23 protein-coding genes are annotated in these 22,244 nt (G+C 65.7%); 11 read left to right on the plus strand and 12 right to left on the minus strand.

The features are described 5' to 3' along the window. Positions 1-3: 3 nt before the first annotated feature. The 4 genes from ACPXYO_RS05245 to ACPXYO_RS05260 all read right to left on the minus strand — a co-directional run bounded on the left by ACPXYO_RS05245 (position 4) and on the right by ACPXYO_RS05260 (position 3,333). Positions 4-1,122, minus strand: a complete 1,119-nt coding sequence (locus ACPXYO_RS05245; protein ID WP_423917304.1) for a vWA domain-containing protein — start codon at positions 1,120-1,122, stop codon at positions 4-6. Positions 1,123-1,212: 90 nt separating this feature from the next. Next, complete coding sequence (locus ACPXYO_RS05250) at positions 1,213-2,106, minus strand: AAA family ATPase (RefSeq protein WP_423917307.1); 894 nt, start codon at positions 2,104-2,106, stop codon at positions 1,213-1,215. A gap of 26 nt (positions 2,107-2,132) precedes the next feature. Then, positions 2,133-2,414, minus strand: coding sequence for a hypothetical protein (locus ACPXYO_RS05255; protein ID WP_423917309.1), 282 nt, complete (start codon positions 2,412-2,414; stop codon positions 2,133-2,135). 46 nt (positions 2,415-2,460) lie between these two features. Then, entirely contained in the window at positions 2,461-3,333 is an 873-nt protein-coding gene (locus ACPXYO_RS05260) for an XdhC family protein (RefSeq protein WP_423917312.1), read from the minus strand. Between the two features lie 64 nt (positions 3,334-3,397). On the opposite strand from ACPXYO_RS05260, the gene ACPXYO_RS05265 reads away from it, so the two are divergent. From ACPXYO_RS05265 to ACPXYO_RS05280, 4 genes are all read left to right on the plus strand, one after another. Next, positions 3,398-4,768, plus strand: a complete 1,371-nt coding sequence (locus ACPXYO_RS05265; RefSeq protein WP_423917315.1) for an MFS transporter — start codon at positions 3,398-3,400, stop codon at positions 4,766-4,768. Positions 4,769-4,862: 94 nt separating this feature from the next. Then, positions 4,863-5,954 (plus strand): Zn-dependent alcohol dehydrogenase, encoded by a 1,092-nt coding sequence (locus tag ACPXYO_RS05270; protein ID WP_423917318.1) that lies wholly within the window; start codon positions 4,863-4,865, stop codon positions 5,952-5,954. Positions 5,955-6,016: 62 nt separating this feature from the next. Then, the gene (locus tag ACPXYO_RS05275; protein ID WP_423917321.1) at positions 6,017-6,841 is read left to right on the plus strand and encodes an SDR family NAD(P)-dependent oxidoreductase; all 825 of its coding nucleotides are present in this window, start codon (positions 6,017-6,019) and stop codon (positions 6,839-6,841) included. Between the two features lie 46 nt (positions 6,842-6,887). After that, the gene (locus ACPXYO_RS05280) at positions 6,888-8,444 is read left to right on the plus strand and encodes an MFS transporter (protein ID WP_423917324.1); all 1,557 of its coding nucleotides are present in this window, start codon (positions 6,888-6,890) and stop codon (positions 8,442-8,444) included. Between the two features lie 42 nt (positions 8,445-8,486). Here ACPXYO_RS05280 and ACPXYO_RS05285 read toward each other — a convergent pair whose 3' ends face one another. Then, positions 8,487-9,506: an alpha/beta fold hydrolase gene (locus tag ACPXYO_RS05285; RefSeq protein WP_423917327.1), complete on the minus strand. Its 1,020-nt coding sequence runs from the start codon at positions 9,504-9,506 to the stop codon at positions 8,487-8,489. Between the two features lie 159 nt (positions 9,507-9,665). Between ACPXYO_RS05285 and ACPXYO_RS05290 the strand changes: the two genes are divergently transcribed. The 5 genes from ACPXYO_RS05290 to ACPXYO_RS05310 all read left to right on the plus strand — a co-directional run bounded on the left by ACPXYO_RS05290 (position 9,666) and on the right by ACPXYO_RS05310 (position 12,717). Then, a complete protein-coding gene (locus tag ACPXYO_RS05290) occupies positions 9,666-10,070 on the plus strand; it encodes a type II toxin-antitoxin system Phd/YefM family antitoxin (RefSeq protein WP_423917329.1) in 405 nt (134 codons plus the stop codon). 4 nt (positions 10,071-10,074) lie between these two features. Further along, the gene (locus ACPXYO_RS05295; protein ID WP_423917332.1) at positions 10,075-10,374 is read left to right on the plus strand and encodes a hypothetical protein; all 300 of its coding nucleotides are present in this window, start codon (positions 10,075-10,077) and stop codon (positions 10,372-10,374) included. Positions 10,375-10,388: 14 nt separating this feature from the next. Continuing rightward, positions 10,389-11,528 carry a hypothetical protein gene (locus ACPXYO_RS05300; protein ID WP_423917335.1) on the plus strand — a complete coding sequence of 380 codons (1,140 nt, stop codon included), beginning with the start codon at positions 10,389-10,391 and terminating at the stop codon, positions 11,526-11,528. A gap of 43 nt (positions 11,529-11,571) precedes the next feature. Next, positions 11,572-11,808 (plus strand): FitA-like ribbon-helix-helix domain-containing protein, encoded by a 237-nt coding sequence (locus ACPXYO_RS05305; RefSeq protein WP_423917338.1) that lies wholly within the window; start codon positions 11,572-11,574, stop codon positions 11,806-11,808. 126 nt (positions 11,809-11,934) lie between these two features. After that, a complete protein-coding gene (locus ACPXYO_RS05310) occupies positions 11,935-12,717 on the plus strand; it encodes an enoyl-CoA hydratase/isomerase family protein (protein ID WP_423917341.1) in 783 nt (260 codons plus the stop codon). A 94-nt stretch (positions 12,718-12,811) separates the two neighbouring features. Here ACPXYO_RS05310 and ACPXYO_RS05315 read toward each other — a convergent pair whose 3' ends face one another. The 3 genes from ACPXYO_RS05315 to ACPXYO_RS05325 form a co-directional block, all read right to left on the minus strand. Beyond that, positions 12,812-13,858 carry an LLM class flavin-dependent oxidoreductase gene (locus ACPXYO_RS05315; protein WP_423917344.1) on the minus strand — a complete coding sequence of 349 codons (1,047 nt, stop codon included), beginning with the start codon at positions 13,856-13,858 and terminating at the stop codon, positions 12,812-12,814. A gap of 177 nt (positions 13,859-14,035) precedes the next feature. Beyond that, positions 14,036-14,878, minus strand: coding sequence for a carboxymuconolactone decarboxylase family protein (locus tag ACPXYO_RS05320; protein ID WP_423917346.1), 843 nt, complete (start codon positions 14,876-14,878; stop codon positions 14,036-14,038). 126 nt (positions 14,879-15,004) lie between these two features. Beyond that, entirely contained in the window at positions 15,005-15,769 is a 765-nt protein-coding gene (locus ACPXYO_RS05325; RefSeq protein WP_423917349.1) for a dodecin family protein, read from the minus strand. Between the two features lie 182 nt (positions 15,770-15,951). Between ACPXYO_RS05325 and ACPXYO_RS05330 the strand changes: the two genes are divergently transcribed. Both ACPXYO_RS05330 and ACPXYO_RS05335 read left to right on the plus strand, forming a co-directional pair. Beyond that, complete coding sequence (locus ACPXYO_RS05330) at positions 15,952-16,161, plus strand: dodecin family protein (RefSeq protein WP_420622820.1); 210 nt, start codon at positions 15,952-15,954, stop codon at positions 16,159-16,161. A gap of 79 nt (positions 16,162-16,240) precedes the next feature. Continuing rightward, the gene (locus tag ACPXYO_RS05335; RefSeq protein ID WP_423917352.1) at positions 16,241-18,646 is read left to right on the plus strand and encodes a CaiB/BaiF CoA transferase family protein; all 2,406 of its coding nucleotides are present in this window, start codon (positions 16,241-16,243) and stop codon (positions 18,644-18,646) included. Positions 18,647-18,651: 5 nt separating this feature from the next. Here the strand turns inward: ACPXYO_RS05335 and ACPXYO_RS05340 are convergent, their stop codons facing one another. From ACPXYO_RS05340 to ACPXYO_RS05355, 4 genes are all read right to left on the minus strand, one after another. After that, the gene (locus tag ACPXYO_RS05340) at positions 18,652-19,446 is read right to left on the minus strand and encodes a VOC family protein (RefSeq protein ID WP_423917355.1); all 795 of its coding nucleotides are present in this window, start codon (positions 19,444-19,446) and stop codon (positions 18,652-18,654) included. Positions 19,447-19,459: 13 nt separating this feature from the next. Next, entirely contained in the window at positions 19,460-20,431 is a 972-nt protein-coding gene (locus tag ACPXYO_RS05345) for an alpha/beta hydrolase (RefSeq protein WP_423917358.1), read from the minus strand. A 100-nt stretch (positions 20,432-20,531) separates the two neighbouring features. After that, positions 20,532-21,383: an alpha/beta fold hydrolase gene (locus tag ACPXYO_RS05350; protein ID WP_423917361.1), complete on the minus strand. Its 852-nt coding sequence runs from the start codon at positions 21,381-21,383 to the stop codon at positions 20,532-20,534. Between the two features lie 58 nt (positions 21,384-21,441). Next, positions 21,442-22,182: a dienelactone hydrolase family protein gene (locus tag ACPXYO_RS05355; protein WP_423917364.1), complete on the minus strand. Its 741-nt coding sequence runs from the start codon at positions 22,180-22,182 to the stop codon at positions 21,442-21,444. Positions 22,183-22,244 lie beyond the last annotated feature (62 nt).

Here is a 22,244-nt window from a genome sequence, read left to right on the forward strand (position 1 = left end):
CGATCAGCCGATGTGAGGCAGCTTGGCGGCGAAGGACTCGAGGCTGGCCAGGTCGTGTCCGGATACGAGGGTGTCGATGAACGGGCCCGCGACCAACATGGCGAGCGTGCTCGGTGGGACATCGATGTCGTCGCCGACGAGCGGGTTCATCCAGATGATCCGGTGGCAGAGCCGACTGAGGCGTTCCATTGCGTCGGCGAGCACGGCTGGGTCTCCGCGGTCAAGCCCGTCGGAGCAGACAACGACGGTGGCGCCCCGGCTGAGGCCTTTGCGACCCCACTTGCGGACGAAGGTGTCCAGCGACTTGCCGATCTGCGTGCCGCCGTCCCAGTCGAGCACACGGGCGGCAGCGAGCTTCATCGCATCGTCCGGGTTCCGTCGGTCCAGCGCCGGCGTGATGCGCGTCAGCCGGGTGCCGAAACAGAAGACCTCGACTTTCTGGGCTGCCCGGCGCATCGAGTACGCGAACTGCAACAGGTTGCGCGAGTAGTCGGCCATCGACCCCGAGACGTCACAGATGAGCACGAGGGGCCGGGGTCGCAGTGATCGAGACAGGTGGCGCAGATCGGGTGCGGTGTGGCTGATCCGCATGGCTTCGCGGGCCATGCGCCGGATGTCGAGCCGCGAGCCCGACGGGTCCGGCTGCCGCCGTCGTGTACGGCGTCGAGGCGGCTGCAGCCGGATCCGGGTCATGATCCGCCGCAGCATTGCCAATTCGTCGGGCGTGCACTCGGCGAATCGTTTGTCACGCTGGATCTCGACCCCCGATGCCTGCAGTCCGAGCACCATCGGTCGGTCATCGCCGGCCTGCTCGCCAGGTTCGCTGTCAGGAACCTGCAGCGTGCCGCTCAGTCCTTGCGTCACCGGTTCGTGCGGTTCGGGTTCGGGGGAGCGGGGCGACCGCAGACCCATGAAATAGCGGCGGAATACCTCGTCAAAGACCGGCAGGTGCTCGCGGCGATGCACGAGGGTCGCTCGGCCGCTCCAATAGACGTCGGTGAGGTCGCTGGGTGTGAGCTCGGCGACCCCTGAGCAGAACATGACGACGTCATCGGAGCCGACCGGCAGGCCCTCGTCTCTCAGCGCGTGGCCGAAACCGACGAGCCGCGCCACGATCTCCATTGACGGTGAGCCAGCCTCGTGTGCGGCCCCGGGACCCGTCTCAGGCATCGGCCATGGCATCGATGTCAGGCATCGGCAACGACACCGATGTCAAGCATCGGCCACAACACGGTCGAGCTCGGCTTCGACAAGTTCGAGGTCGTCGCGATCCTTGATGACCGCGCCGAGCGTGTCGGCTGCCGACGCCGCGTCGAGTTCGGAGGTACCCAGCACGCCGAGCGCGTCCACCCAGTCCAGTGTCTCCGCGACGCCGGGAAGCTTGACCAAGTCCATGTCCCGCAGTCGCTGGACCGCCGCGACAACTTTGCGCACGAGCGCCTCGACCGCATCAGGCGCACGCAGGCGCACGATCTCGATTTCTTCTTCGAAGGTGGGATAGCCGATCCAGTGATACAGGCACCTTCGCTTCAGGGCGTCGTGCAATTCCCGTGTGCGATTCGATGTCAGCACCACGGCCGGTCGGTCGTCGGCGGCGATCGTGCCGACCTCGGGAATCGTGATCTGGAAGTCTGACAGCAGCTCCAAGAGGAACGCCTCGAATTCGTCATCTGCACGGTCGATTTCGTCAATCAAGAGCACGGCTTTGCTTCCGGCCCGGATCGCCGCGAGGAGTGGGCGTTCGATCAGGAACTCAGGGCTATAGAGGCCGCTGACGGTCGAGGCATCTGAGAGCTCGCCCTCCGACAGCGCCCGGACGTGGAGCATCTGACGTGCGTAGTCCCACTCGTACAGGGCCTGGTGGGTGTCGATGCCCTCGTAGCACTGGAGCCGGATGAGCTGCCGCCCGCCGATGTGGGCGAGGCACTTGGCCATTTCGGTCTTGCCGACGCCGACCTCGCCCTCAAGCAGGATGGGTCGACCTAGCCGCAGCCCGATCAGGGTTGCCGTGGCCAGGCCGCGGCTCGCGAGGTAGCCAGACGAGCGAAGCTGTGCCTGCAGGTCGGCAACGCTTGCCGGCGCCTCGTTGCGGGGCTGGTCGCTCACCGTTGGAGGCCGGGATGTCGCCGGCCTCAGTCTCCTGATTTCGGACCGAGGACCAGATCGCGCACTGTGGTGCCGTCAGGCGATGACTTGCCCTCGCGCTCGAGCAGCTTCCGCCATGACGTGGCGAGGTCTTCGTCGTCTTCAGCGATGCCGTCGAATGTGAAGTCACGCGCGTTGCGGCACACCTTGGTGGGACTGCAGTCAGCATCCAGACCGACGTCGTCCGCGCCCTGCCACATGTCTTCGGGGACAGGCAGCGGCTCGGCGTTCGGGTCTGTATTCGTCAGGATCGGATCCGTCGACGTCACTGCGTCGATGGTAGCCGCGGGTGGCAGAACTCGATCTTCGAGCCCGTCAGGACGGCGGCGGATTCCGCACGGCGATCATCTCGGCGAGGACCGACACAGCGACTTCGCTCGGTGTTCGAGCGCCGATGTCAATGCCGGCCGGCGCGCAAATCCGGGTGGTGTCGGTGACGCCTCGGTAGGCGAGCCAGTCGAGCCTCGCCGCTTGGATCGACTGCGGACCCACCGAGCCGAGGTAGCCGGCTTGGGAGTTCATCGCGGCCAACAGCACGCGCCCGGTCCCTTCGATGTCGTGCCCCGTCACGACAAGGCCATCGATACTCGAGAGGGTTGCGGCCATGCCGACGGCTGCATCGGGCCCACCGATGTGCTCGACGTTCCAGCTCACCAGTTCGCCAGCGGCAGCCAGGGCTTCCGCCATTGGACCGGAGCCCATCACCACGAAGGTGGGCCGCGGGCTCCACGCTGTCGTGACCGAATCGGACCCGAACTCGACAGCACTGCCGCTGGCGTCGGTTTGCAGGACTTTCGTCTCGACAACGGTGTCGCAGTCGAGTTCGGCCACCAGGCAGGTGGGTCGTCGTTCGAGCAGTTGATCCCAGAGTTCGCCCGGGAGCGTGGAGGCCGGTGCAACCAGGATGCGGATCGTGGTGCCCGGCGCCACGCCGACGGTGTGGCTCTCGATGGCGTTCAGTTCGATCTCGACGACCCGGCCGCTGGTCGGCTTGGCCGCAGCGATCTCGATGAGACGGCTGTCGATGGCGCCGTCGAGGAGTGAGCCAAGCCGTCCTCCGCCCGGTGTGATCGCAACAGCGTCCGCTGGGTCGAATCGCGAAGTCCGGCCGGGATCCAGATTCCACGCCACGTCGACCCGGGTGCCGCCGCGCAGGCAAGCAGCCACGCTGAGCGCGATGCCGTACACGGCGCAAACGTACTTGGCGCTGCGGCAGCCGTCGAAGAGTTCGTCGCCCTAGGATGCCGCGCTGATGCGCGGGGGCGGGGCTGACGTTTCGGTGCCGCAACCCGATGCAGTCAGCAGCGGCAAGAGCCCATTCTCGGCCCGGGGATTCACACCGTTGTGGCTGAGCGGCTTGTGCTGGCACTGGGGACGCTGGGCAATCGCCTTCCTGGCCGGCTACCACGTCAACGTCGTCACCGATTCGCCGCGCATGGTGCAGCTCACCGGTGCCGTCATGTGGGCGCCGTTGCTGCTCGGCGGAGCTGTGGGCGGTGTGATCTCCGATCGATTCGACCGCCGCACCACCGTGCGCCTGCAGACGGCGCTGCTGGTGCCGATCGTGGTCCTCATCGGGCTTGGCGAGCGGGCGGGGCAGCTCAGCATCTGGCTGCTGTACCCATTCCTGCTGTTCGCGGGCATCGGCTGGGTCGTCGACATGACCAGCCGCCGAGCGCTGATCCTGGACGTCGTCGGTCCGCACCGGCTCGGTGGTGCGATGGCTTGGGAGACCATGGCCCTGGCATCGGGCCTGGCGGCCGGTCAGCTGCTTGGCGGAATCGTGGCCGACCGAGCAGGCGTCGGCGAAGCGTTCCTGGGCGTCGGGGCACTGCTGGGCCTCGGTCTGATCTTGCTGATGTGGGTGCCGCGTGTGCCTCGGTCCATGCCTCCTGCAGCGACGGCCGAGTCTCGTGAGCCGAAGTGGACCCATGCCCTGGCCGACCGAGTCTTCGAGGTGGTGCCGCCCGATCAGTCAGGCTCGCAGTCAGCTTCGACAGAAACTGCACCGCAGCCGTCGGTCGCAGCGGAGCTGCGAGCGGGTTTGCGACTGGCACGAACGAACCGGGGCCTGCTGAGCATCTTGGGCGTCACCGTGATGGCCAACTTCTTCATGTTCGCCTACTTCCCGGCGGTACAGCTCATCGGCAAGGAAGTCGAGGCGACGGCGTCGCAAATCGGGCTGATCGGATCGATGACCGGCTTCGGCATGATCACCAGCTCGTTCATCACCTCGGTCGCCAGCAGCCGGCGCTGGGGCATCCTCTACGTCGGCGGTGTCTTCATCACCATGGCAATGCTCATTGTGTGGGCCCTCTCGCCGAATGTGCCCTTCGCTGTAGTCACCCTGTACCTCGCGAGCTGCGGCAGCGGGCTATTCGCGGCAACCCAATCCACGCTCGTGCTCACGACGGTCTCCGAAGAGATGCGAGGCCGGGCAATGGGCTTGCTGAGCATGGCCATCGGAGCGTTGCCGGTCGGCACTTATGTTCTTGGCGAGGTAGCCCAGCGGTTCGGCCCCCGTACAGCGGTCATCTCGATGGCGTCGCTGGGGTTTGTCGCGCTGACGTTGTGGCTGACGTACTGCCCCGAGGTCGTGCGCCGCACCCGCCCAGGCCGCTGAGCATTGGCTCCCGGGCGGGCATAGCGTCCCGTGGCCGGTTCGCTACGCTGCGGCGAGGTCTAGCCGCCTGTAGGCGGCGAGAGAGGAACTGACGATGAAGGCAGCAGTGCTCAATGAGATCCCGGGGGACTTGCAGATCGAGGACGTCTCGGTGGACGCACCCGGTCCCGACGAGGTCGTGATCGAAGTCCGCCACGCGGGGCTGTGCCACAGCGATCTGCACTTCATGGACGCACACTGGCCGTACCAGCTGCCCGCGGTGATGGGTCACGAGAGCGCCGGTGTTGTCGCCGCGGTCGGCAACAACGTCTCGTATGTGAAGCCGGGCGATCACGTCATCACCTGCCTGTCGATCTTCTGCGGGCATTGCGAGCGCTGCCTCACGGGTCGGCCAAATATCTGCCAGAACCACGCTGCGGTGGCCCGCGCCCAGGGTGCCGCCCCGCGGCTGTCTAGGCCCGACGGCACCGAAGTTGGGCAATTCGCCCGGCTCGGCGGGTTTGCCGAGGAGATGCTGGTTCACCAGAACGCCGTGGTGAAGATTCGCGACGACATGCCGCTCGACCGTGCCTCGCTCATCGGCTGCGGCGTCACCACCGGTCTCGGTGCGGTGTTCAAGACGGCTCGCATCGAGCCCGGTTCCACGGTTGCCGTGTACGGCGCCGGCGGCATCGGTCTGTCCGCGGTGCAGGGCGCACGGATCGCCGGTGCCGGTCGGGTCATCTCGGTCGATGTCGAGAACGCCAAGCTCGAGACAGCACGCCAGGTGGGCGCCACCGACACGGTCAACGGCGCCGAGGTCGACGCTGTCGAGGCCATCAAGGAGCTGACTGGCGGCGGCGTGGACTACGCCTTCGAGTGCATCGGGCTGAAGCAGACCTGTGAGCAGGCGTGGTCGTCATCCCGCCAGGGCGGAACGACCGTCATTGTCGGCATGATGCCCTTCGGCGAGAAGATCGAGATCGCCGGCTACGAAGTGTTCATGCTCGAGAAGCGGCTGCAGGGCTCGATGATGGGCTCGAACGCCTTCCGGGTGGACATGCCTCGGTATATCGACATGTACCTCGATGGGCGGCTGATGCTCGACGAGATGATCTCGTCGCACATGCCGCTTGCCGACATCAACGCGGGCTACGAGCAGATGCGCCAGCGCGTCGGCACCCGCACCGTCATCGACTTCGACTAGCGACGCGCGTCTCGAGACGCATTCACAGCAACACACATCAACGGAGAAGTGAGCGAGGAGCTATGGAGGTCGAAGGCAGAGTCGCCGTTGTCACCGGCGCGGCGAGCGGGATGGGTCGAGCCATGGCGGACACGTTCGCGGCCGCTGGCATGAAGGTGGTGCTGGCTGACATCGAGGATGCTCCGCTGAACGATGCGGCTGCCGACCTGCGCGCGACCGGTGCGGAAGCCATCGCCGTGCCCACCGATGTGTCGAAGCTGGCCGACATCGAGGCGCTTGCGGACGCAACGGTCACGCAATTCGGGACGGCAAACGTCTTGTGCAACAACGCGGGCGTAGGCATACCCGGCCCGGTGGGGGACATGTCGCTGGAGGACTGGCGCTGGACCCTCGACATCGACTTGTGGGGCCCGATCTACGGCGCCCATGTATTCCTGCCGATCATCGAGGCAGCCGGCGAGGGCCATATCAACTCGACCGCATCGGTGGCCGGTCTGTATGCAGGCGCTTCGCTGGGTGCCTACAACGTGGCCAAGCACGGTGTCGTGGCACTGATGGCCACGCTCGAGCGAGATCTGCGCCTGCGGAATTCGCCCGTCCGGGCGTCAGTGCTGTGCCCGGGTCCGATCAACACCAACATCGTCTACAGCCAGCGCAACCGCGACCCCGAAGATGCCTCCCACCACGTGCGTACCGAGCAGGGCGAGAAGTTCTGGGACATGCTCAAAGGCTTCTTGGCCGAAGGCATGGATCCGGCCGAAGTCGGACCCATGCTGCTCGACGCCATCCGGACTGACCGCTTCTGGGTGCTGACCCACCCGGATATGGGCAAGATCGCTCGCTACCAAGCCGATGCGATGCTCGACGACGGCCACCTCACCCGTTGAGCAGCCCGGCTCGGCGACACCGCACTTACTCACAGCTCATGCCCCGATGAAACCCGCAGGACCGATTTCGCGCGCCCCCACGGGGGTGCCGTCGGCCCGACCGTCGGTGTTCACGGTCGTACCGCAGGTGCCCGACGCAGGGGGGCGCCCCCTGCCGCCGTCTGTGGCACCGCCCGCGCCGCCGATCACTCCGGCATCAGCTGCGCAGCCCGAGGGCCTACCCGTATCGCCGCGCTATCGCTGGGTGCTGTTGACCGTCATCGGCTTCGCCGTGCTCGGTTTCGGTTCGTTGATGACCTTGGTGAGTGCTGCGCTGGGGACGATCGCGCAAGACCTGGACACGAGCGTGCCGACGGCCGGCTGGGTAATGACCGGTCTGATGCTCGCGATGGCGGTGTCCACGCCAGCGGGCGGCAAGCTCGGCGACCGCTACGGCCATCGCCGGATGTTCATGATCGGCATGGTCGGCATGACAGCGATGATGATCGCCAACTACTGGGTGGCTGGCATCGGCAGCTTCATCGCCGTGCGAGTCGTCTTCGGGTTGTGCGGCGGCATGCTCATGCCGTCAGGCATGGCGCTGCTGATGCATGCGTTCGGTCCAGCAGAGCGAGCCCGTGCGGTGGGGTGGTTCCAGTTCGCAATGACTGGCGCGCCGACAATCGGCGTGGTTGTGGGCGGGCCATTGCTGAATGTCTTCGGATGGCGCGGCATCTTCTTGATGTTCGGGTTCATCGGACTGCTCGGCACAGCGCTGGCGGCGATCGTGGTGAAGCCGATCCCGCGTGGAGTGCGCGTGCCGATCGACGTTCTCGGAGCGCTGCTGCTCGCTGGCTGCACGTTGCTTGCACTGTGGGCGATCACGCTGGTGCCGTCGCTGACACGGTCTGGGACGCCGTTGCTCTCGGACCGGACGTTCACGTTGATGCTGGCGGGCTCGCTGGCCTGCTTGGTGCTGTTCGTGCTGTGGGAGCGGCGCGCGAAAGCTCCCTTGCTCGACCTGCGGCTGTTTCGACGCGCCAGCTTTTCGCTGCCGTTGCTGTCGGCGGCGTGCAACCAGTTCGCCTACATGGGCGCCTTCATCATCGTGCCGACCTTCCTGCTGCAAGACGGCTACGGGTACTCGGTGGGCGTCGCGGCTTTGCTGATGGTTCCGCGGCCTGGAGCATTTGCCGTGGCATCGCCGCTTGGCGGAACGCTGGTCACCAAGATCGGTGCGCGTGCCCCGATGATCTTTGGGACCACGGCCATGATCGGTTCGATGGCGGCCTTCGCCATGGGTTCCGATCCGGCCGGTTGGGGGCTCACCCTCGTGATGGTGGGACTGGTGCTGTCAGGTGTCTCGGCAGGGTTCGGCTCGCCCGCCTACCAGGTGCTCGTGGCGGATTCGGTAGACGACAAGGACTTGGGCATAGCGAATGGCATGAACCAGACGGTCATGTGGATCGGCATCATCACCGGCATTCAGTCGATGCTCGCGTTCGCCGGCGACGATCCCTCGCTCGAACGCCTGCGAGCCACCTTCGTCTTCGGCGCAATCGTGGCCGCGTTCGGATTTCTCGCACCGCTGTTCGCCACCCGTCGCGCCGCCCGACTGGCCTAAGGATTCCGACGCTCGCCGATCGAGCGGTGGTCCAGTAGCGAGTTACAGCGCAGCGAGGAAATCGAGCAGCTCCGCGTTGAGCTCGTCGGCGGCTTCTTGCTGCACCCAGTGGCCGATGCCGTCGAGGATCACCGACTTGTGCAGGTTGGGCAGCGTCTCGCCGAACTTGGCGATGGCGCCCGCGCCCCAGACCGTCGGACCGTCGAACTCACCGCCGACGAACAGGGAGGGCTGGGTGATGGGTGCGCTGTCGAAAGCAGCTAGGTCCTCCCAGTCGCGATCCACATTTCGATAGCGGTTCAGGCCGCCCGACATGCCGGTGCGTGTGAATTCCGAGGCGTAGAAGTCGAAGTCGGCCTCGGACATCCAGTACGGCCACGTGCCCGGCTCGGGCCAGATGAAGTTGTCCGAGAGCTTGCCGCCGAGGGCCACCGTGAACCGTCCACCTGAAGGGTCGTTGGACGCCATTCGTGCCCGCACGCCATCACCTGAGGCGGCGTAGTACATGCCGAGCAGCCAATGGGGCAGGTCGACCTCCATTTCGGCCTCGGCACGGCCGGGCTCTTGGAAGTACTCGATGTAGAACTCCTCGTCGCCGCCCATCAGGCGGAACGCCGCGCTGGGCTTGAAATCGCCGCGGGCGTTGTAGGGCACGCTCACCAGCGCCATGGCCGTGAATATGTCGGGCCGCCACAGTGCCGAGCTCCAAGCGATCGGCGCCCCCCAATCGTGCCCCACGATGACGGCGGATTCGGTGCCCAGCGCCCGCACGACACCCACGTTGTCGGCAACGTGACGCACCATGCGATAGTCGTCGACCGCAGCTGGCGCGAACGAACGGCCATAGCCCCGCACGTCTATTGCGACGGCGCGATACCCGGCCGCGGCCACCGCTGGGAGCTGATGACGCCACGAGTACCACGACTCGGGGAAGCCGTGGACGAACAGCACCATCGGCCCCTCGCCCACCTCAGCCACATGGATCCGGGTGCCCAGTGCATCCACATCGTGGTGCTTCACCCCAGACAGATCAGGAGTCGTCGTGCCATTGCCATCGCTCATGGCGACAGTCTGGCCTGCCGCTGCAAGTTCTTGCGTGGCTGCACTCAAAACGACGGTGACGAGAGCGCTGCCAATTGTTTGCTTCGTATCGTGACAAGTGAACAGGTGAAGACAGTCGCCAGAACTCATGGTCAGAATTCACACGAAGCCTTGGTGCCCATGACCGAGGTGATGCCGTTCTCCGAGGCAAAGGCCCGCTTGTCGGAGCTGGCGGACCGGGTTGAGGATCAGCACGAGCGCATCGTCGTAACCCGTCATGGTCGACCGACGTTCGTGCTCATGAGTCCAGACGAATTGGAATCGCTCGAAGAGACGCTGGACATTCTCCAAGACGACGAACTCGAAGCGTCGTTGAGGTTGTCGCGGCAGGAAGCCGCCGAAGGCCAGCTGATCCCGCTGCACGAGATCATCGAGGCCGAAACATCGGCGGCGAGTTCGGGGCGCACCGGCGAACTTGTCACACCGTGGCGCGATGCTTGCCGTCGTGGAATTGCAACTGACAAGACTCATCGAGAGCGCTCCGTGGCGCGAGGCCGTGACGTACCGAGACACGTGGCCGCATGAGTACATGTTGAGCGAAAAGGACCATCAGCGAGACCTGCTTGCAGCGATTTGCGCGCGGTTCCATGCCGGTGAGGGCGTCGCAGGCCGCTTCTTCCGGATGTCGAACACGTACCTGTTCGTCGGCGAGTACAAGTACTGGTTGATGACCGACTACCGCGAGATCGACCCGCACGCGGGCGAGGACAACTACGTCATCAACCGGGCCCGCCTGTACCGCGACAGGCGAGACTTCGTCATCCAGCCGGGCGACACCGGCCGGCACGACGACTACCCAACATCGCCCGCGCGCAACTGGACCAACTGAATGGAGACCCCCTGATGTCGGACGATCACTTACTGCTGGCCCATCTAGTGCCGAAGCTGACACGCGTTGTCGAGGATGCCGCGACCGACGCACTCGCCTTCATTCTCAACGAATCGGAGGCGTGCCTGGACGCCTTGATCGAGTTCGTCAACGACAGCACGCATGCGTTGGCACCGGTCCAGAACGCCGCGACTCAGGTGGCTCCATCCGAAACGGCGCGCCTAGATCTCGTCGCGTACGACAGCGACGGCCGTATGCGGCTCATCATCGAATCGAAGTTTTGGGCCCCACTGCTGGATGGCCAGGCCAGCGGCTACGTCAAGTACCTGTCCTCGGAAGGGCCGACGATGCTGCTCTTCGTCGCCCCGGAGCCCCGCCACCCACTGCTGTGGGGGAAGATCAGGGCGCAGTTCGAGAACGGGTCAGAGGCGAAGCTTGGACCGGATGGCAAGGTCGGCAAGATCAAGGTTGCCGACGTCATCGACACCCAGAAGCGTGTCGCTTTGGTGAGCTGGAGCGCGCTGCTCGATCACCTAAAGGAAGCAGACCCCTCGAGGGCCCACGATGTTCAGCAGTTGCAGGGCTTGACACAAGCCCAAGGCGCGGCCGCGTTTACACCGCTGCACGCTGAAGACTTCAACCAAGCGCTCCCGCGGCGGATGCTCGACTACAACCGGATTGTTGACGATGTCGTGTGGGCGCACGGCGTTTGCGATGGCTGGATGAGCGTGAAGGGCATGAAGGCGACACCCCAATATGACGGGTATCTGCGATTTTTCCAGTTCCGCTCGGAGGACGGCAACCGACTGAGTCAGGCGTTCGCGCTGTACGCCAGCTACGACCAGTGGGCTCGATCGGGTATCACGCCGATGTGGCTGCGCCTCTGGCACAGCCGACAAGAGGAGATTGACACCCTTAGAGGACAGAGCGATGTCGAGTACGAATGGACCGCTGGCGGCCACCTGTGGATACCGCTGCGTCTGCTGACCGGTGTCGAGTACGCCGATGTCCTCGAAGATGTCGTTGCCCAAGTGGAGCGGGTCCGCGACATCGTCCTCCCGGCTCCCGAAGAGACTGAGATATCCGAGCTGACCGCTGATGATGCTGAATCAGCCGAAGATGCCGGGGTAGGCGATCTGGCCGCCGAGCAGTAGCCGCGTCGGAGCGGTCGCCCGAAATTCCCGGCATGGTGGTGCGATGGCCGTAGAGATCACCGTCTATGACGTTTCGGAGAATGTCCGAGACCGATTGGCAGAGAACGCTGCCGACCGTTCGCAGTCATTGGACGACTACCTGCGGCAGGAACTAGAGCGTCTTGCCATGACGCCGTCGGTGAAGTCGTTGGTCGAGGAGGTTCGACGTCGCAAGGAGGCCAGCGGCGCGTCGGTCTCAACCTCGGAGATCCTTGCGGCACGCGATGCTGATCGTGCGTAGTCGCTGAGCGCACGTCACTTCGAATTGCAGCCCGCAAAGTGAGTTCCGAGTCCCGCCGCGGCCCGAACCGACCGGGTGACGTCCGAGGCCGCACAGCAGAATAGAGGACCGGCAAGGATGGGCGACATGAGCTTGTTGACATTTGAGCTGCCGGAATTGGAAACCATCGAGCTGTTGCCTGATGGGGAGACGCTGCGGGTCTGGCTGAATCGGCCTGAGTCGCGAAATGCACACAACCAGCTGATGATCCGCGAGGTCGGGGACCTGTTCACTGCGCTCAACGGGCAAACCCAGTACCGGGTGGTGGTGCTCGCGGGTCGAGGCAAGTCGTTCTGTGCGGGCGCGGATCGCAAGGAGCAGCCGCTGGCCGCTGCGAATGACCGTGAGGCTCGCTACGTCAACCAGCTTGGCCGCAGGGCGGCCCGTGCCATCGAGGACTGCGAGGCGGTCACGATCGCGCGGGTACACGGCCATGCGATCGGCGGCGGGTGCTGCTTCGCCACCAGTTGTGATTTTCGGATCACTGCGGCAGACGCGCTCTGGTATGTGCCGGAGGTCGAGCTGGGAGTACCGCTGCCGTGGGGTGCAACGCCCCGGCTGATCGCCGAGATCGGCATGTCACGTGCCCGTCAATTCGTCATGACCAGCGAGCGCATCGACGGCCGCCAAGCGACCGAGTGGGGCTTGGCGCACGAGGTGTGCGATGACGAAACGACGTTGGATGCAGCGGTCGAGCGATGGGTGGCGCGCCTGCTGGATTTGCCGGCACTGTCAATACAGATGGCCAAGCACCAGCTCCGCGGCTACGCCCAGCTCACACGACTGGGCGATCTGTCGGAGTTCGATGGCGACGCGTCAGCACATTCCATCCGCAGCGAGGACGCCCAGGCCCGTTTCGGCTCCTTCTGAACGCGATCTCGCCGGTCAGGACAGCCGCGAGCATCGGATCCGGGACCGGGCGGCAACCGGTGGCGCCCAGTCGCAGGAAGCGATTCGATCTCACTCAGTCGAAGGCCGGCATCACCTGGTCGTGGATGAGCTGCAGTTGGCCCGGGACGTCGGGGACCTCGATGTCTCGTCCAGTGAACGCGTTTAGCAGGAACGAGTCCGTGATGCAGGCGATGAAGTGGTTGACGCCGCTCGGCTCGATGTCCGACTTGATCTTGTCGACCACCTCCTCGGGGGTGCCCGCCACCGAGAGCCTCTCGGCGATGTCGGGTGTCATGGCGTCGATCGCTCCCTGGACGTCTCCATCTCCGAAGGCGTCGAGGATGGGCTGCACGTCGGCCTGGGAGACGCCGTGCCGCTCCATCTGTTCCACCGCCATGGCCGGGATGTAGAACGCCCCGATGGTTTGGGCCGCGGCCTTGGCCTTCTCCGAGTCGGGCCCGATGGCGAACACGTTCCAGACCGCAATGTCCAGGTCCCGCCAGTTGCGTCCAGCCCGCTCCGCGCCGATTCTCAGGTGCTCCACCATGTAGTCGCACGCCTCTTTGGAGTATTGGGCGAAAGCGTGGGTGCCGTCGGAGAGCTCGCCTGCCGCCTCGAAGGACTTCGGACCGCGCAAGGCACCGATCAGCAGGGGAAGTTGCTTCTGCACCGGGCGGGCGAAGGTGAACAGCCCGTCGTAGTTGTAGAACTCTCCTTCGAAGGTCAGCGCTCCGGTGTCGAGGAAGGTGCGCATCACCTCGTGTGCCTCGGTGACCCGAGACAGCGTCTTGATGCCCGTCCAGTCCATCCCGTACTGGGCGAGCAGGCTGAAGTTCCCAATGGAGATGACGCACTCGGCACGGCCGCCGGTCAACTCGTCGAGCGTGGCGACCGCCTGGGCAACCTGGGTCGGCTCACGCAAGGCGATCGGGGCCAGGCTCGGTCCCAGACGGATTTGCTCGGTCATGGACGCCGCGGCTGCGAACAGCACGTAGAGATCCTTGTGCCAAGTCTCATCGGCTGCGTAGCACCCGTAGAAGCCGAGTTCGTCAGCCAATTTGATGTGCCCCAAAGACTCCTGTAGCGGGTAGTCGGGCAGTGTTACGAAACTGAACTTCATCTTTGCTCCTTAGCCCAGATCCACTGGTACTGGTTTCCCCCCCAAATCATGGAGAGTTGATCAATCGGTGTTGGCTATTTCGTAGTCGGTCCAGCTGATCGTGTCGAGAGTGGAGTTCATCTGGCGGGCGTCGATCTCGTGCAGCGCTAGCAGCGCGCGTCGATCTCGCCGCGGCGGTCAGCCGCGGGCATCGATCTTGTCGAAGGCCTTCTTCATGGCCTGGGTGCCCTCGACCGCACGAGGAATGCCGCCGTAGATGGTCATCTGCACCATGATCTCCTCGATCTCGGTACGAGACAGGCCGTGATTCAGTCCAGCCGGAACGTGGAACGCCAGCTCGTCGGTACGACTCAGCACGGTCAAGATCGAGATGACGACAATGCTGCGATCCCGCCGAGACAGCTCGTCGCGAGCCCACAGATCTCCGAACGCCCAGTGATAGGCGATGCGCCCCACCTCGCCCAAGTGCTCGACGAGGCGCGCCATGTCAGTGGCGGGGTCGCTCGACGCTCGACCGGCAGTGAGCGTCTGTCGCACTTCGACCGCACGACGTTCCCGCTCGTCGTCGTCGAGCTCGGGTCCCGGCGACCGTTCAGGCAGCCTGTCGACCCCGTCGAGGGTGCGGAACCGCTCGTCCACCACCCTCGATGCCGCCATCGCCATCGGAAAGCCCGCGTACGCAGCGACCTGGATCAGGATCTCCTCGATCTCGGTGCGAGTCAGGCCGTGGTTCAGTCCGACTTCGGTGTGCAGCGACAGCTCCTCGCTCGAACCGATGGTGGCGAGCACGGTGATCACGATGAGGCTGCGGTCCCGGCGTGACAGTTGCGGCCGCGACCACACGTCTCCCATGACCACGTCGAACGCGAACGTGCCCAACGCGCCAAGCTGCCGGGCCATCGCACGCTGCGCACGTTCCGCGTCGAACTCGCCGTTGGTGAACCGCTCGAACACCTCGAGCGCAGCTGCCCGCCGTTCGGCGTGCGTGCGTGATCTTGAAGTTCCATCAGTCGTCGCCATCTTCATCTCCCTGCGCTGGATCGACTGTGTGTCAGCGGCCGCCATCTTCGTCGCGAACGCACAGTTCATGCCACGCTGCGGCGACGCACCCCAGCCGGCTGTCGGCGCTGCATCAGTTATCTGGGGCTACAGCTCGCCGGGTTCCCTGCCAGGCAGGTAGGTGACAGGCAGCCTCGTCAAACGGCGTACCCGCGACGGCAGGTCGGCTCCTACCAGCCGCGAAGCACCCGCAGGCAAGGTCGACAGGATGATGCCGTCGAAACTGGAACGCGACAGCACTGCTTGGATCGCCCGAAGCGGATCGGGATCGCCGAGCTCGCCCGATGCGGCGTACGACGCTGCGGCGATCTTGGCAAGCTGGGCATCGAGCCGCTTCTGCGCCTGCTCCATTCCCAGCGTGTCGGGTCCCAAGTAGTCGGCGGCGGGGACGTGCTCAGATGGGATGCCGGTCACTGGATCGGCCGCCAGCATCGAGAGCCGCCGGGCCCGGGCGTAGCTCTTCGAGTGGGTCATCGGCACGAGCAGGTGGAATTCGCACGGTCCATGAGAGTTCAGCCGGTCGATCTCGGCGACAACCTCGCCGGTGCCGAGTGTCTGATTGGCAACAATGAGCCACCGCGTCACCTCGAAATCGGGTGCGCCGGGTGTCAAGCCGGGCCGCATCCGGTCGACCTGGAACGCGAGGCGAAGCTTGATGCGGTAGAGCGCGATCTCGCCTTCCACAATCATCACATCGCGCTCTTCGACATGCGCCACAGACAGATCGCGGATGGTCTTGGTGGCTTCGGCCACGCCCCGTCGCGCTGCGTCCTCCCAAGAGATCCGACTCGCCGCGATCAGCGTTATGACCTTCTCGACCGAGTTGCGGTTGCGTTGGGGTGCTTCGTTCAAGGTTCGGACCCGTTCGCTTCAGGGCTCGTCCCCAGGGGCGGAGAGCGATGCGCTTCGGTGGGGCAGACTGTAGGGCACGCCGCGTTCATGCGACAAAAAGCGCGGCTGGTGCCGAGTCGACGGCTTGGCATAAGGTCGAGACAGATTGACCTGGCTCGAGTCGCAGCACCAAGGAGAAACCGATGAGCAGCGTCTACAACGTGATCGAGTTGATCGGCACGAGCGACGAGTCGTGGGAGAAGGCAACGCAGAACGCGATCACCGAGGCCTCCAAGACCCTGCGAGATCTCCGGGTTGCCGAGGTGGTCGAGCAGGACGTCGTGATCGAGGGCGGCGCGATCTCGGCATTCCGCACCAAGGTCCGGCTGTCGTTCAAGCACGAGTCGCCTTGAGTCACTGCGTCCTGCATATGTCGAGTTTCCGACGAAACTCGGGAGGAGCGCGCGACCTCAGCGCGCACCTGACATCTCGATGACCGCGCGCGGGCTCGACGGCATCCGTGTCGTCGAGATGGGACAGATGGTGGCTGCCCCCTGGACCGCCAAGCTGCTCGCCGACCTGGGTGCCGATGTCATCAAGGTCGAACCGCCCCAGGGCGACCGGGCACGCCATCGCGGGCCGTTCCCGCCAGGCAACAGCAACGCGAGCGGCATGGGCGGGCTGTTCGCCGCCATCAACACCAACAAGCGCAGCGTCGTTGCGGACCTTGCGCACCCCGAAGACCGCACTGCGCTGCACGAGTTGCTCGCAGGTGCAGACGTGTTCATCCACGACTTGGCCCCGCGCACCGCAGCAGAGCTCGGCCTGTCGGCGGAATCGCTGCGTGCACAGCATCCGTCGCTCGTGACGATCTCGGTGACGCCGTTCGGCCAGACGGGGCCGTATGCGCATTGGCGAGCCGAGGAATTGCAGGTCATTCACGGTGGCGGATGGGGCTGGCTCACTCCCGGCTGCGTGCACAATGCCGAGCTGCCTCCGCTGAAGCCCCACGGCCACCAGGCGGCGTTCCAATCCGGGTTCGCCGCGGCCTGTGTTGCGCTCGCCGCCGTCGACCGAGCACAACGCACGGGACACGGCGAGCACATCGACTTCGCCCAGATGTCCTACGTCATCGGGATGCTGGAGGCAGCGTTCATCAGCTGGTCCTACATGGGCGAGAACCCCAGCCGACTGGGCGCTCGCATCCTGAATCCGTGGGGGATGTTTCCGGCCACCGACGGGCACATCTTCGTCGTGTGCGTCGAAGCCGACCAGTGGGAGCGGCTGAAGGACTTCATGGGCCGGCCGGAGTGGGCCGACATGGCCATCTTCGACACTGTCGAGAGCCGCTTCGAGAATGAAGACCTGCTGCGCATGTGGCTAGGCGAGTGGATCGCCACCCAATCGGTGACGGAGCTGTTCCACCGGGGGCAGCGAGAACGGCTGGCATTCGCGCCCGTGAACACGGTTGCGCAGATGGCCGCCGACCCGCATCTGGCCGCCCGCGACTTCCTCGTGACCTACGACCAGCCCGGACTGGGCAGCATCACCGTCCCGGGCGCACCGTCACGGCTGACCAAGCCGTGGTGGTCGATCCGCCGTCCGGCGCCTGCCCTCGGTGAGCACGACGGTGCCGGCTTCGAGGCCGAGCGCGGCGCGGCAGCGACGCCTCCGGGCGTTGCGGCCAAGACCGATCGCCCGCTCGACGGCGTGACTGTCGCAGATTTCAGCTGGGTCTGGGCAGGTCCATATTGCACACTGCACCTTGCGCATCTAGGCGCAACGGTGATCAAGATCGAATCGGCGGCCCGGCCCGACTTGGGACGCCGCCTGCCGACGCAATCGGCGCACCACGAACCCACGCTCGACACCAACGGCTACTTCAACCAGTACGGCCAGGGAAAGAAGAGCATCACGATCGACATGGGCACCGCCGAGGGCCGGGCGCTGGCAAAGCGGCTGGCGCTGGAGTGCGACGTGGTGGTCTCGAATTACGCCACCGGCGTCATGGATGAGTGGGGGCTCTGCTACGAGGCACTGGCTGCTGAGCGTCCCGACGTCATCGTGGGTGCCATCAGCGGTTACGGCCACCACGGGCCCTACAAGTCGTACATGGGCTACGGACCGACCACGGGGCCGCTGTCGGGCCTGGCGTCGATGACCGGCTATCCCGGCGGCGGCGCCGAGGAACTGGGGGTGTCGCTCGGCGACCCGGCGGCCGGCATCGCCACGGCGTACGCGCTCGTGGCCGCGCTAGTGGCGCGGCGCCGGACGGGCGAGGGCCAGTTCATCGACACCTCCATGTGGGAGGCAACGACTGCATGCACGGCTGAGGGTTGGATGGAATGGGTGCTACGCGGCACCCAGCCGGCGCCGATGGGCAACTCGGATCCGCTCTGGTCGCCGCACAACCTGTACCGGTGCGCTGGCAACGATGACTGGGTCGCCATTTGCTGCGTCGACGAAGACGAGTGGGCGGCGCTGGCGGCCCTCACCGGCATAGATCCTGCCGACGAGCGCTTCCATACCGCTGCAGACCGCAAAGCCAACGAGCCCGAGCTCGACAAGGTCATCGGCGCGTGGACTCGAGACCGAGACCAGTGGGACGTCACTGAGCTGTTGCAGACCGTCGGGGTGCCGGCGTTCCCGTCACTCAGCGTGCGATCGCTGGAAGAGAACCCTCACCTGGCGGCCCGCGGCCTGATCGAGCGCCTCGATCATCCCGTCGTCGGCCAGATGAGCCACGTCGGCATCCCGTGGCTGCTGGCCGACGGCACCAACGGCGTGCAAGCGCCCGCTCCCACGCTGGGTCAGCACACCCACGAGGTGCTCACCGAGGTGCTGGGCCTCAGCAACGCCGAGATCGCCCACCTCAGGAAGACCGGCGCCCTGCGCTAGACCCGCTAGGCGGGCCAGTCGGTCAGGGTGACGAGGTCGAAGGCGGCGCCCGCAGGATCAACCAACGTTGCCATGCGGCCCGGGCCCCAGTCGAACGGCGGCACGATCACATTGCCGCCGCGCGCAGTGGCCTCGGCACACACGGCGTCAACGTCCGACACGCCGAAGCTCACCCGCCAATGCGGTGGCACCCCGGGCGGCGGCGCCATCGACGTGCTCGCGACCGGCGCTCCGTCGAGCGTGAAGACCGTGGGTCCCTCGGGCACGCCTTCCATCGTTCCGGCATCCCAGCCGAACAGTTCACCGTAGAAGGCCGAAGCGGTGTCGTTGTCATGCGTGGCGACTTCTGCCCACGTGAAGGCGCCGGGAGCATTCACGACGCCGGCCCCGATGGCGGCGATCGGCGCCCACGTGCAGAACACTGCGCCGGTCGGGTCGGCAGCGATCACCATGCGGCCCGCGGCGTTGGGCCCTGGTTCGGGCACGTCCACTGGTGGTCGCATGACCGCCCCGCCAGCCGCGGCGACGCGTGCGGCGAACTCGTCGGCGTCGGCCACAGTGATATAGACGTTCCAGCAGGGAGGCACGCCTTCATCGAGCATCTCGGGGGGCATGTCGAACACGCCAGCGGCAGGGCGCCCGTTGACGACTGCCATGACGTAGTTGATCTCGCCGGTTGGGTCGCGCTCGTACTCCCAGCCGAGCACGGCTGCGTAGAAGTCGAGAGCGCCCTCGACGTCCGTCGTTGCCAGGTCGACCCACGACGGCGTTCCTGGTTGGTGGCTGTCTCGCAACGGCATATCGGTTGTCCTCCTACTTGGCTGGCGCAAGAGCGCGGCGCAACGCGTGGGCTGTGAGCTCTTGGGCTTCGATGGCCTGATCCAGGAAGCGGGTCATGCCGAAGAAGCCGTGGAACTGGCCGGGATACTCGATGAGCGTCGTGGGCACTTGGGATTCGGCGAGCTTTTTCGCGTAGTCGACGCCCTCGTCACGCAGCGGGTCATGGCCGGCCACGATGACGAGTGCGGGCGCCGCCCCAGACGGGTCGTCGACCGCGAGCGGGGCCGCGTAGGGGTTCTTTCGTTCCGACGGCGGGCAGTAGAGATCATCGAACCACTCCATCGTGGCGCGGGTCAGCAGGTAGCCCTCGGCGTTGGCGATCATCGAATGGGTGTCGCGGTCGTAATCGGTGACCGGGTAGATGAGCACCTGCAGTGCAGGCTGTCCGCAAGCGTCATCGTTCGCAGCTGCGTCGCGGCACATCAGCGCCACCGCGGCCGCCAGGTTGCCCCCTGCGCTGTCGCCGCCGATGGCGACGCGCCGCGAGTCGACGCCTAGCTCAGCGGCGTTGTTGATCACCCATTGCGTGGTAGCGCAGCAGTCGTTCGGACCCGCGGGAAATGGGTGCTCGGGAGCGAGGCGGTAGTCCACCGACACCGTGACAACGCCAGCCAGCATCGTGAGGGAGCGGCACGTCAGGTCATGGGTCTCGATGCTGCCGACGACCCAGCCGCCGCCGTGGAAGTACACGAGGCAGCCGAGCACGCCACTGTGGTCAGCTGTCAAAGCACCGTCGCCGGGTCGGTAGATGCGAACCGCAATGTCGTTGCCATCAGGCCCGGGGATCGTTCGGTCCTCAGTGCTCGCGACGTCGACCTCCAGGCCACCGGGGGGCAACTCCTCGAAGCCCTTGCGGGCACGATCGGGGCCAACATCCTGAAACGTCGGTCGGTCCAAGGCGTTGAGCTGGGCAATGACAAGGGATGCTTCTGCTTCAAGAGTCACGGCGGGAGCATATGACTGTGACGCAGCAGGCTGCTGGGCAATGCCTCAGCTAGCCGTCGTCGCGGGCGAACAGTGTCGCGGACGCCCCTGCGAGCGGCTCCTATGCAGCGACCAGCGGCTCGAGGTGGGAGCGGATGGACCGCGCGATCGCCGCGCCGTCTTGCATCGGGCCAAAGTGACCGAATTCCGAGAAGACCTCGAGTCGACCGTCGCCGAGGGCTTCGGCGATCGGCTGTGCGAGCTTGGGCGGGATGTCGTTGCGCATGGCCCCGCTGCCACCCCGAGCCACGACGGCAGGACATCTGATAGTGCCGAGTCGGGTGTACTCGATCGAAAGGCCGGTCACGTAAATGCGCGCCTCAGTGTCCCCCGAGCAGGAGAGTCGGACGGCACCGTCATCCGTCGGGTACGTGCCCAACTCCAAGTAGGCGCGCACCGCCTCGGGCTCGCAGCCCGAGAAGGGCGGTTTGGACACGAATCGCTCGTACGCCTCGTCGAGGCTCTCGAAGTGGATGCGTCGCCTCCGAGAGGCTTGCACGAGCGGGTGATCGGCCTCTGGCCGGGGCGAGCCGGGCGGAGCCAGCAGCGGCTCATACAACCACAGTCCCGTGTAGGAACCCGGTTGAGCCAGCTCGGCGAGCAGCAAGCTGGACCCCCCCAGCGAGTGACCGGCTGCGAGCAGCGGCTCGCCGCCGAGCGGTCCTGCGGCGGCCAGCACCTCGTCGACGAAGCGGCTGCGCTCGACGGACATGTCGTCGTGCTGGGGCCGCGCTGCGCCGTGGCCACGGAAGTCGAGTCCCCAGCAGCGGAAGCCATCCTGCAGGTGCGGCACCACTGTGGCCCACATGCCGGCGTTGAGACTGTTGCCGTGTGTCAGCAGCAGCGGTGCCCCGCTGCCGCCCATGTCGTGGAGCACCGCATGCTCCCCGTCGGAACCCGTCAGACGGATCATCTCGGAGCTATCTCGAAGCTGCCCTGGGCCGAAAATACGGCCGCGCCCGCCACCGGCGTCAACTGAGCTGGCGGGCGAAGAGGTCGTGCAGGAGTTCCCAGTGGCGCTCAGCCGCGTACTTGTCGTATGCGAAGCGCTGCGGGAAGACGAATCCATGATGAACGCCTTCGAGCCAGTGGCAATTCGCGTTGGTGCCCGCCTCGACGAACGAAGCGCACAGCCGGTCATAGTGGGCGCGGTCGACGTAGTCGTCGAACTCGGCGGCCAGCACCAGCACTTCGCCCTTGATGTCCGCGGAGCGACGGTGCGGCGAGTCGTCTGCGTCGACAGCCAATCGCACACCGTGCACCGAGATGGCCGCTGTGATCGTTTCGGGGAACTCGGCTGCGATCCACAGCGCCATCGGGCCGGTCATGCAGTAGCCGGTCGTGCCGACTTGGTCGGTGCTGGCCGAGCTGTCGGATTCGGCGTGGGTCAGCATCGCCTCGGCGTCACGGGCGACCATGGCGTTGGACAGTCTCGACATCATCCCGAACATGAATTCGACGCTCGCGGGATCGTCGCGCAGCACGGTAAAGCCCGGGGTCTCGCGGTAGTACAGGTTCGGCAGCATCACGTAGTACCCGACCGTTGCGATGCGCCGCGCCATGTCCAGCAGCTCATCGCGCTTGCCGGGAGCGTCCATCAAGAACAGCACCGTGGGGAACGGTCCCGGCCGGAGCTCGGTGAGCTCGGGACGCACGACGAAAGTGCTCATCACGCCATCGCCCGTGTCGATTGCCACATGTTCTTCGAACATCGTTGCCTCCCTCGATGCCGTAACTGCCAGTGCGGTCGAAGCTGCAGTCCCCGATGCGGTCC

This window comes from Candidatus Poriferisodalis sp. (assembly GCF_965237655.1).
Taxonomy (GTDB): domain Bacteria; phylum Actinomycetota; class Acidimicrobiia; order Acidimicrobiales; family Poriferisodalaceae; genus Poriferisodalis.

What these genes read in the sequence shown, in the direction of transcription:
- ACPXYO_RS05245 (WP_423917304.1), bottom strand. Translation starts at nt 1,122, where the DNA reads ATGGAGATCGTGGCGCGGCTCGTCGGTTTCGGCCACGCGCTGAGAGAC.
- ACPXYO_RS05265 (WP_423917315.1), top strand. Translation starts at nt 3,398, where the DNA reads ATGCGCGGGGGCGGGGCTGACGTTTCGGTGCCGCAACCCGATGCAGTC.
- ACPXYO_RS05270 (WP_423917318.1), top strand. Translation starts at nt 4,863, where the DNA reads ATGAAGGCAGCAGTGCTCAATGAGATCCCGGGGGACTTGCAGATCGAG.
- ACPXYO_RS05275 (WP_423917321.1), top strand. Translation starts at nt 6,017, where the DNA reads ATGGAGGTCGAAGGCAGAGTCGCCGTTGTCACCGGCGCGGCGAGCGGG.
- ACPXYO_RS05280 (WP_423917324.1), top strand. Translation starts at nt 6,888, where the DNA reads ATGAAACCCGCAGGACCGATTTCGCGCGCCCCCACGGGGGTGCCGTCG.
- ACPXYO_RS05285 (WP_423917327.1), bottom strand. Translation starts at nt 9,506, where the DNA reads ATGAGCGATGGCAATGGCACGACGACTCCTGATCTGTCTGGGGTGAAG.
- ACPXYO_RS05290 (WP_423917329.1), top strand. Translation starts at nt 9,666, where the DNA reads ATGACCGAGGTGATGCCGTTCTCCGAGGCAAAGGCCCGCTTGTCGGAG.
- ACPXYO_RS05295 (WP_423917332.1), top strand. Translation starts at nt 10,075, where the DNA reads ATGTTGAGCGAAAAGGACCATCAGCGAGACCTGCTTGCAGCGATTTGC.
- ACPXYO_RS05300 (WP_423917335.1), top strand. Translation starts at nt 10,389, where the DNA reads ATGTCGGACGATCACTTACTGCTGGCCCATCTAGTGCCGAAGCTGACA.
- ACPXYO_RS05305 (WP_423917338.1), top strand. Translation starts at nt 11,572, where the DNA reads ATGGCCGTAGAGATCACCGTCTATGACGTTTCGGAGAATGTCCGAGAC.
- ACPXYO_RS05310 (WP_423917341.1), top strand. Translation starts at nt 11,935, where the DNA reads ATGAGCTTGTTGACATTTGAGCTGCCGGAATTGGAAACCATCGAGCTG.
- ACPXYO_RS05315 (WP_423917344.1), bottom strand. Translation starts at nt 13,858, where the DNA reads ATGAAGTTCAGTTTCGTAACACTGCCCGACTACCCGCTACAGGAGTCT.
- ACPXYO_RS05320 (WP_423917346.1), bottom strand. Translation starts at nt 14,878, where the DNA reads ATGGCGACGACTGATGGAACTTCAAGATCACGCACGCACGCCGAACGG.
- ACPXYO_RS05330 (WP_420622820.1), top strand. Translation starts at nt 15,952, where the DNA reads ATGAGCAGCGTCTACAACGTGATCGAGTTGATCGGCACGAGCGACGAG.
- ACPXYO_RS05335 (WP_423917352.1), top strand. Translation starts at nt 16,241, where the DNA reads ATGACCGCGCGCGGGCTCGACGGCATCCGTGTCGTCGAGATGGGACAG.
- ACPXYO_RS05340 (WP_423917355.1), bottom strand. Translation starts at nt 19,446, where the DNA reads ATGCCGTTGCGAGACAGCCACCAACCAGGAACGCCGTCGTGGGTCGAC.
- ACPXYO_RS05350 (WP_423917361.1), bottom strand. Translation starts at nt 21,383, where the DNA reads ATGATCCGTCTGACGGGTTCCGACGGGGAGCATGCGGTGCTCCACGAC.
- ACPXYO_RS05355 (WP_423917364.1), bottom strand. Translation starts at nt 22,182, where the DNA reads ATGTTCGAAGAACATGTGGCAATCGACACGGGCGATGGCGTGATGAGC.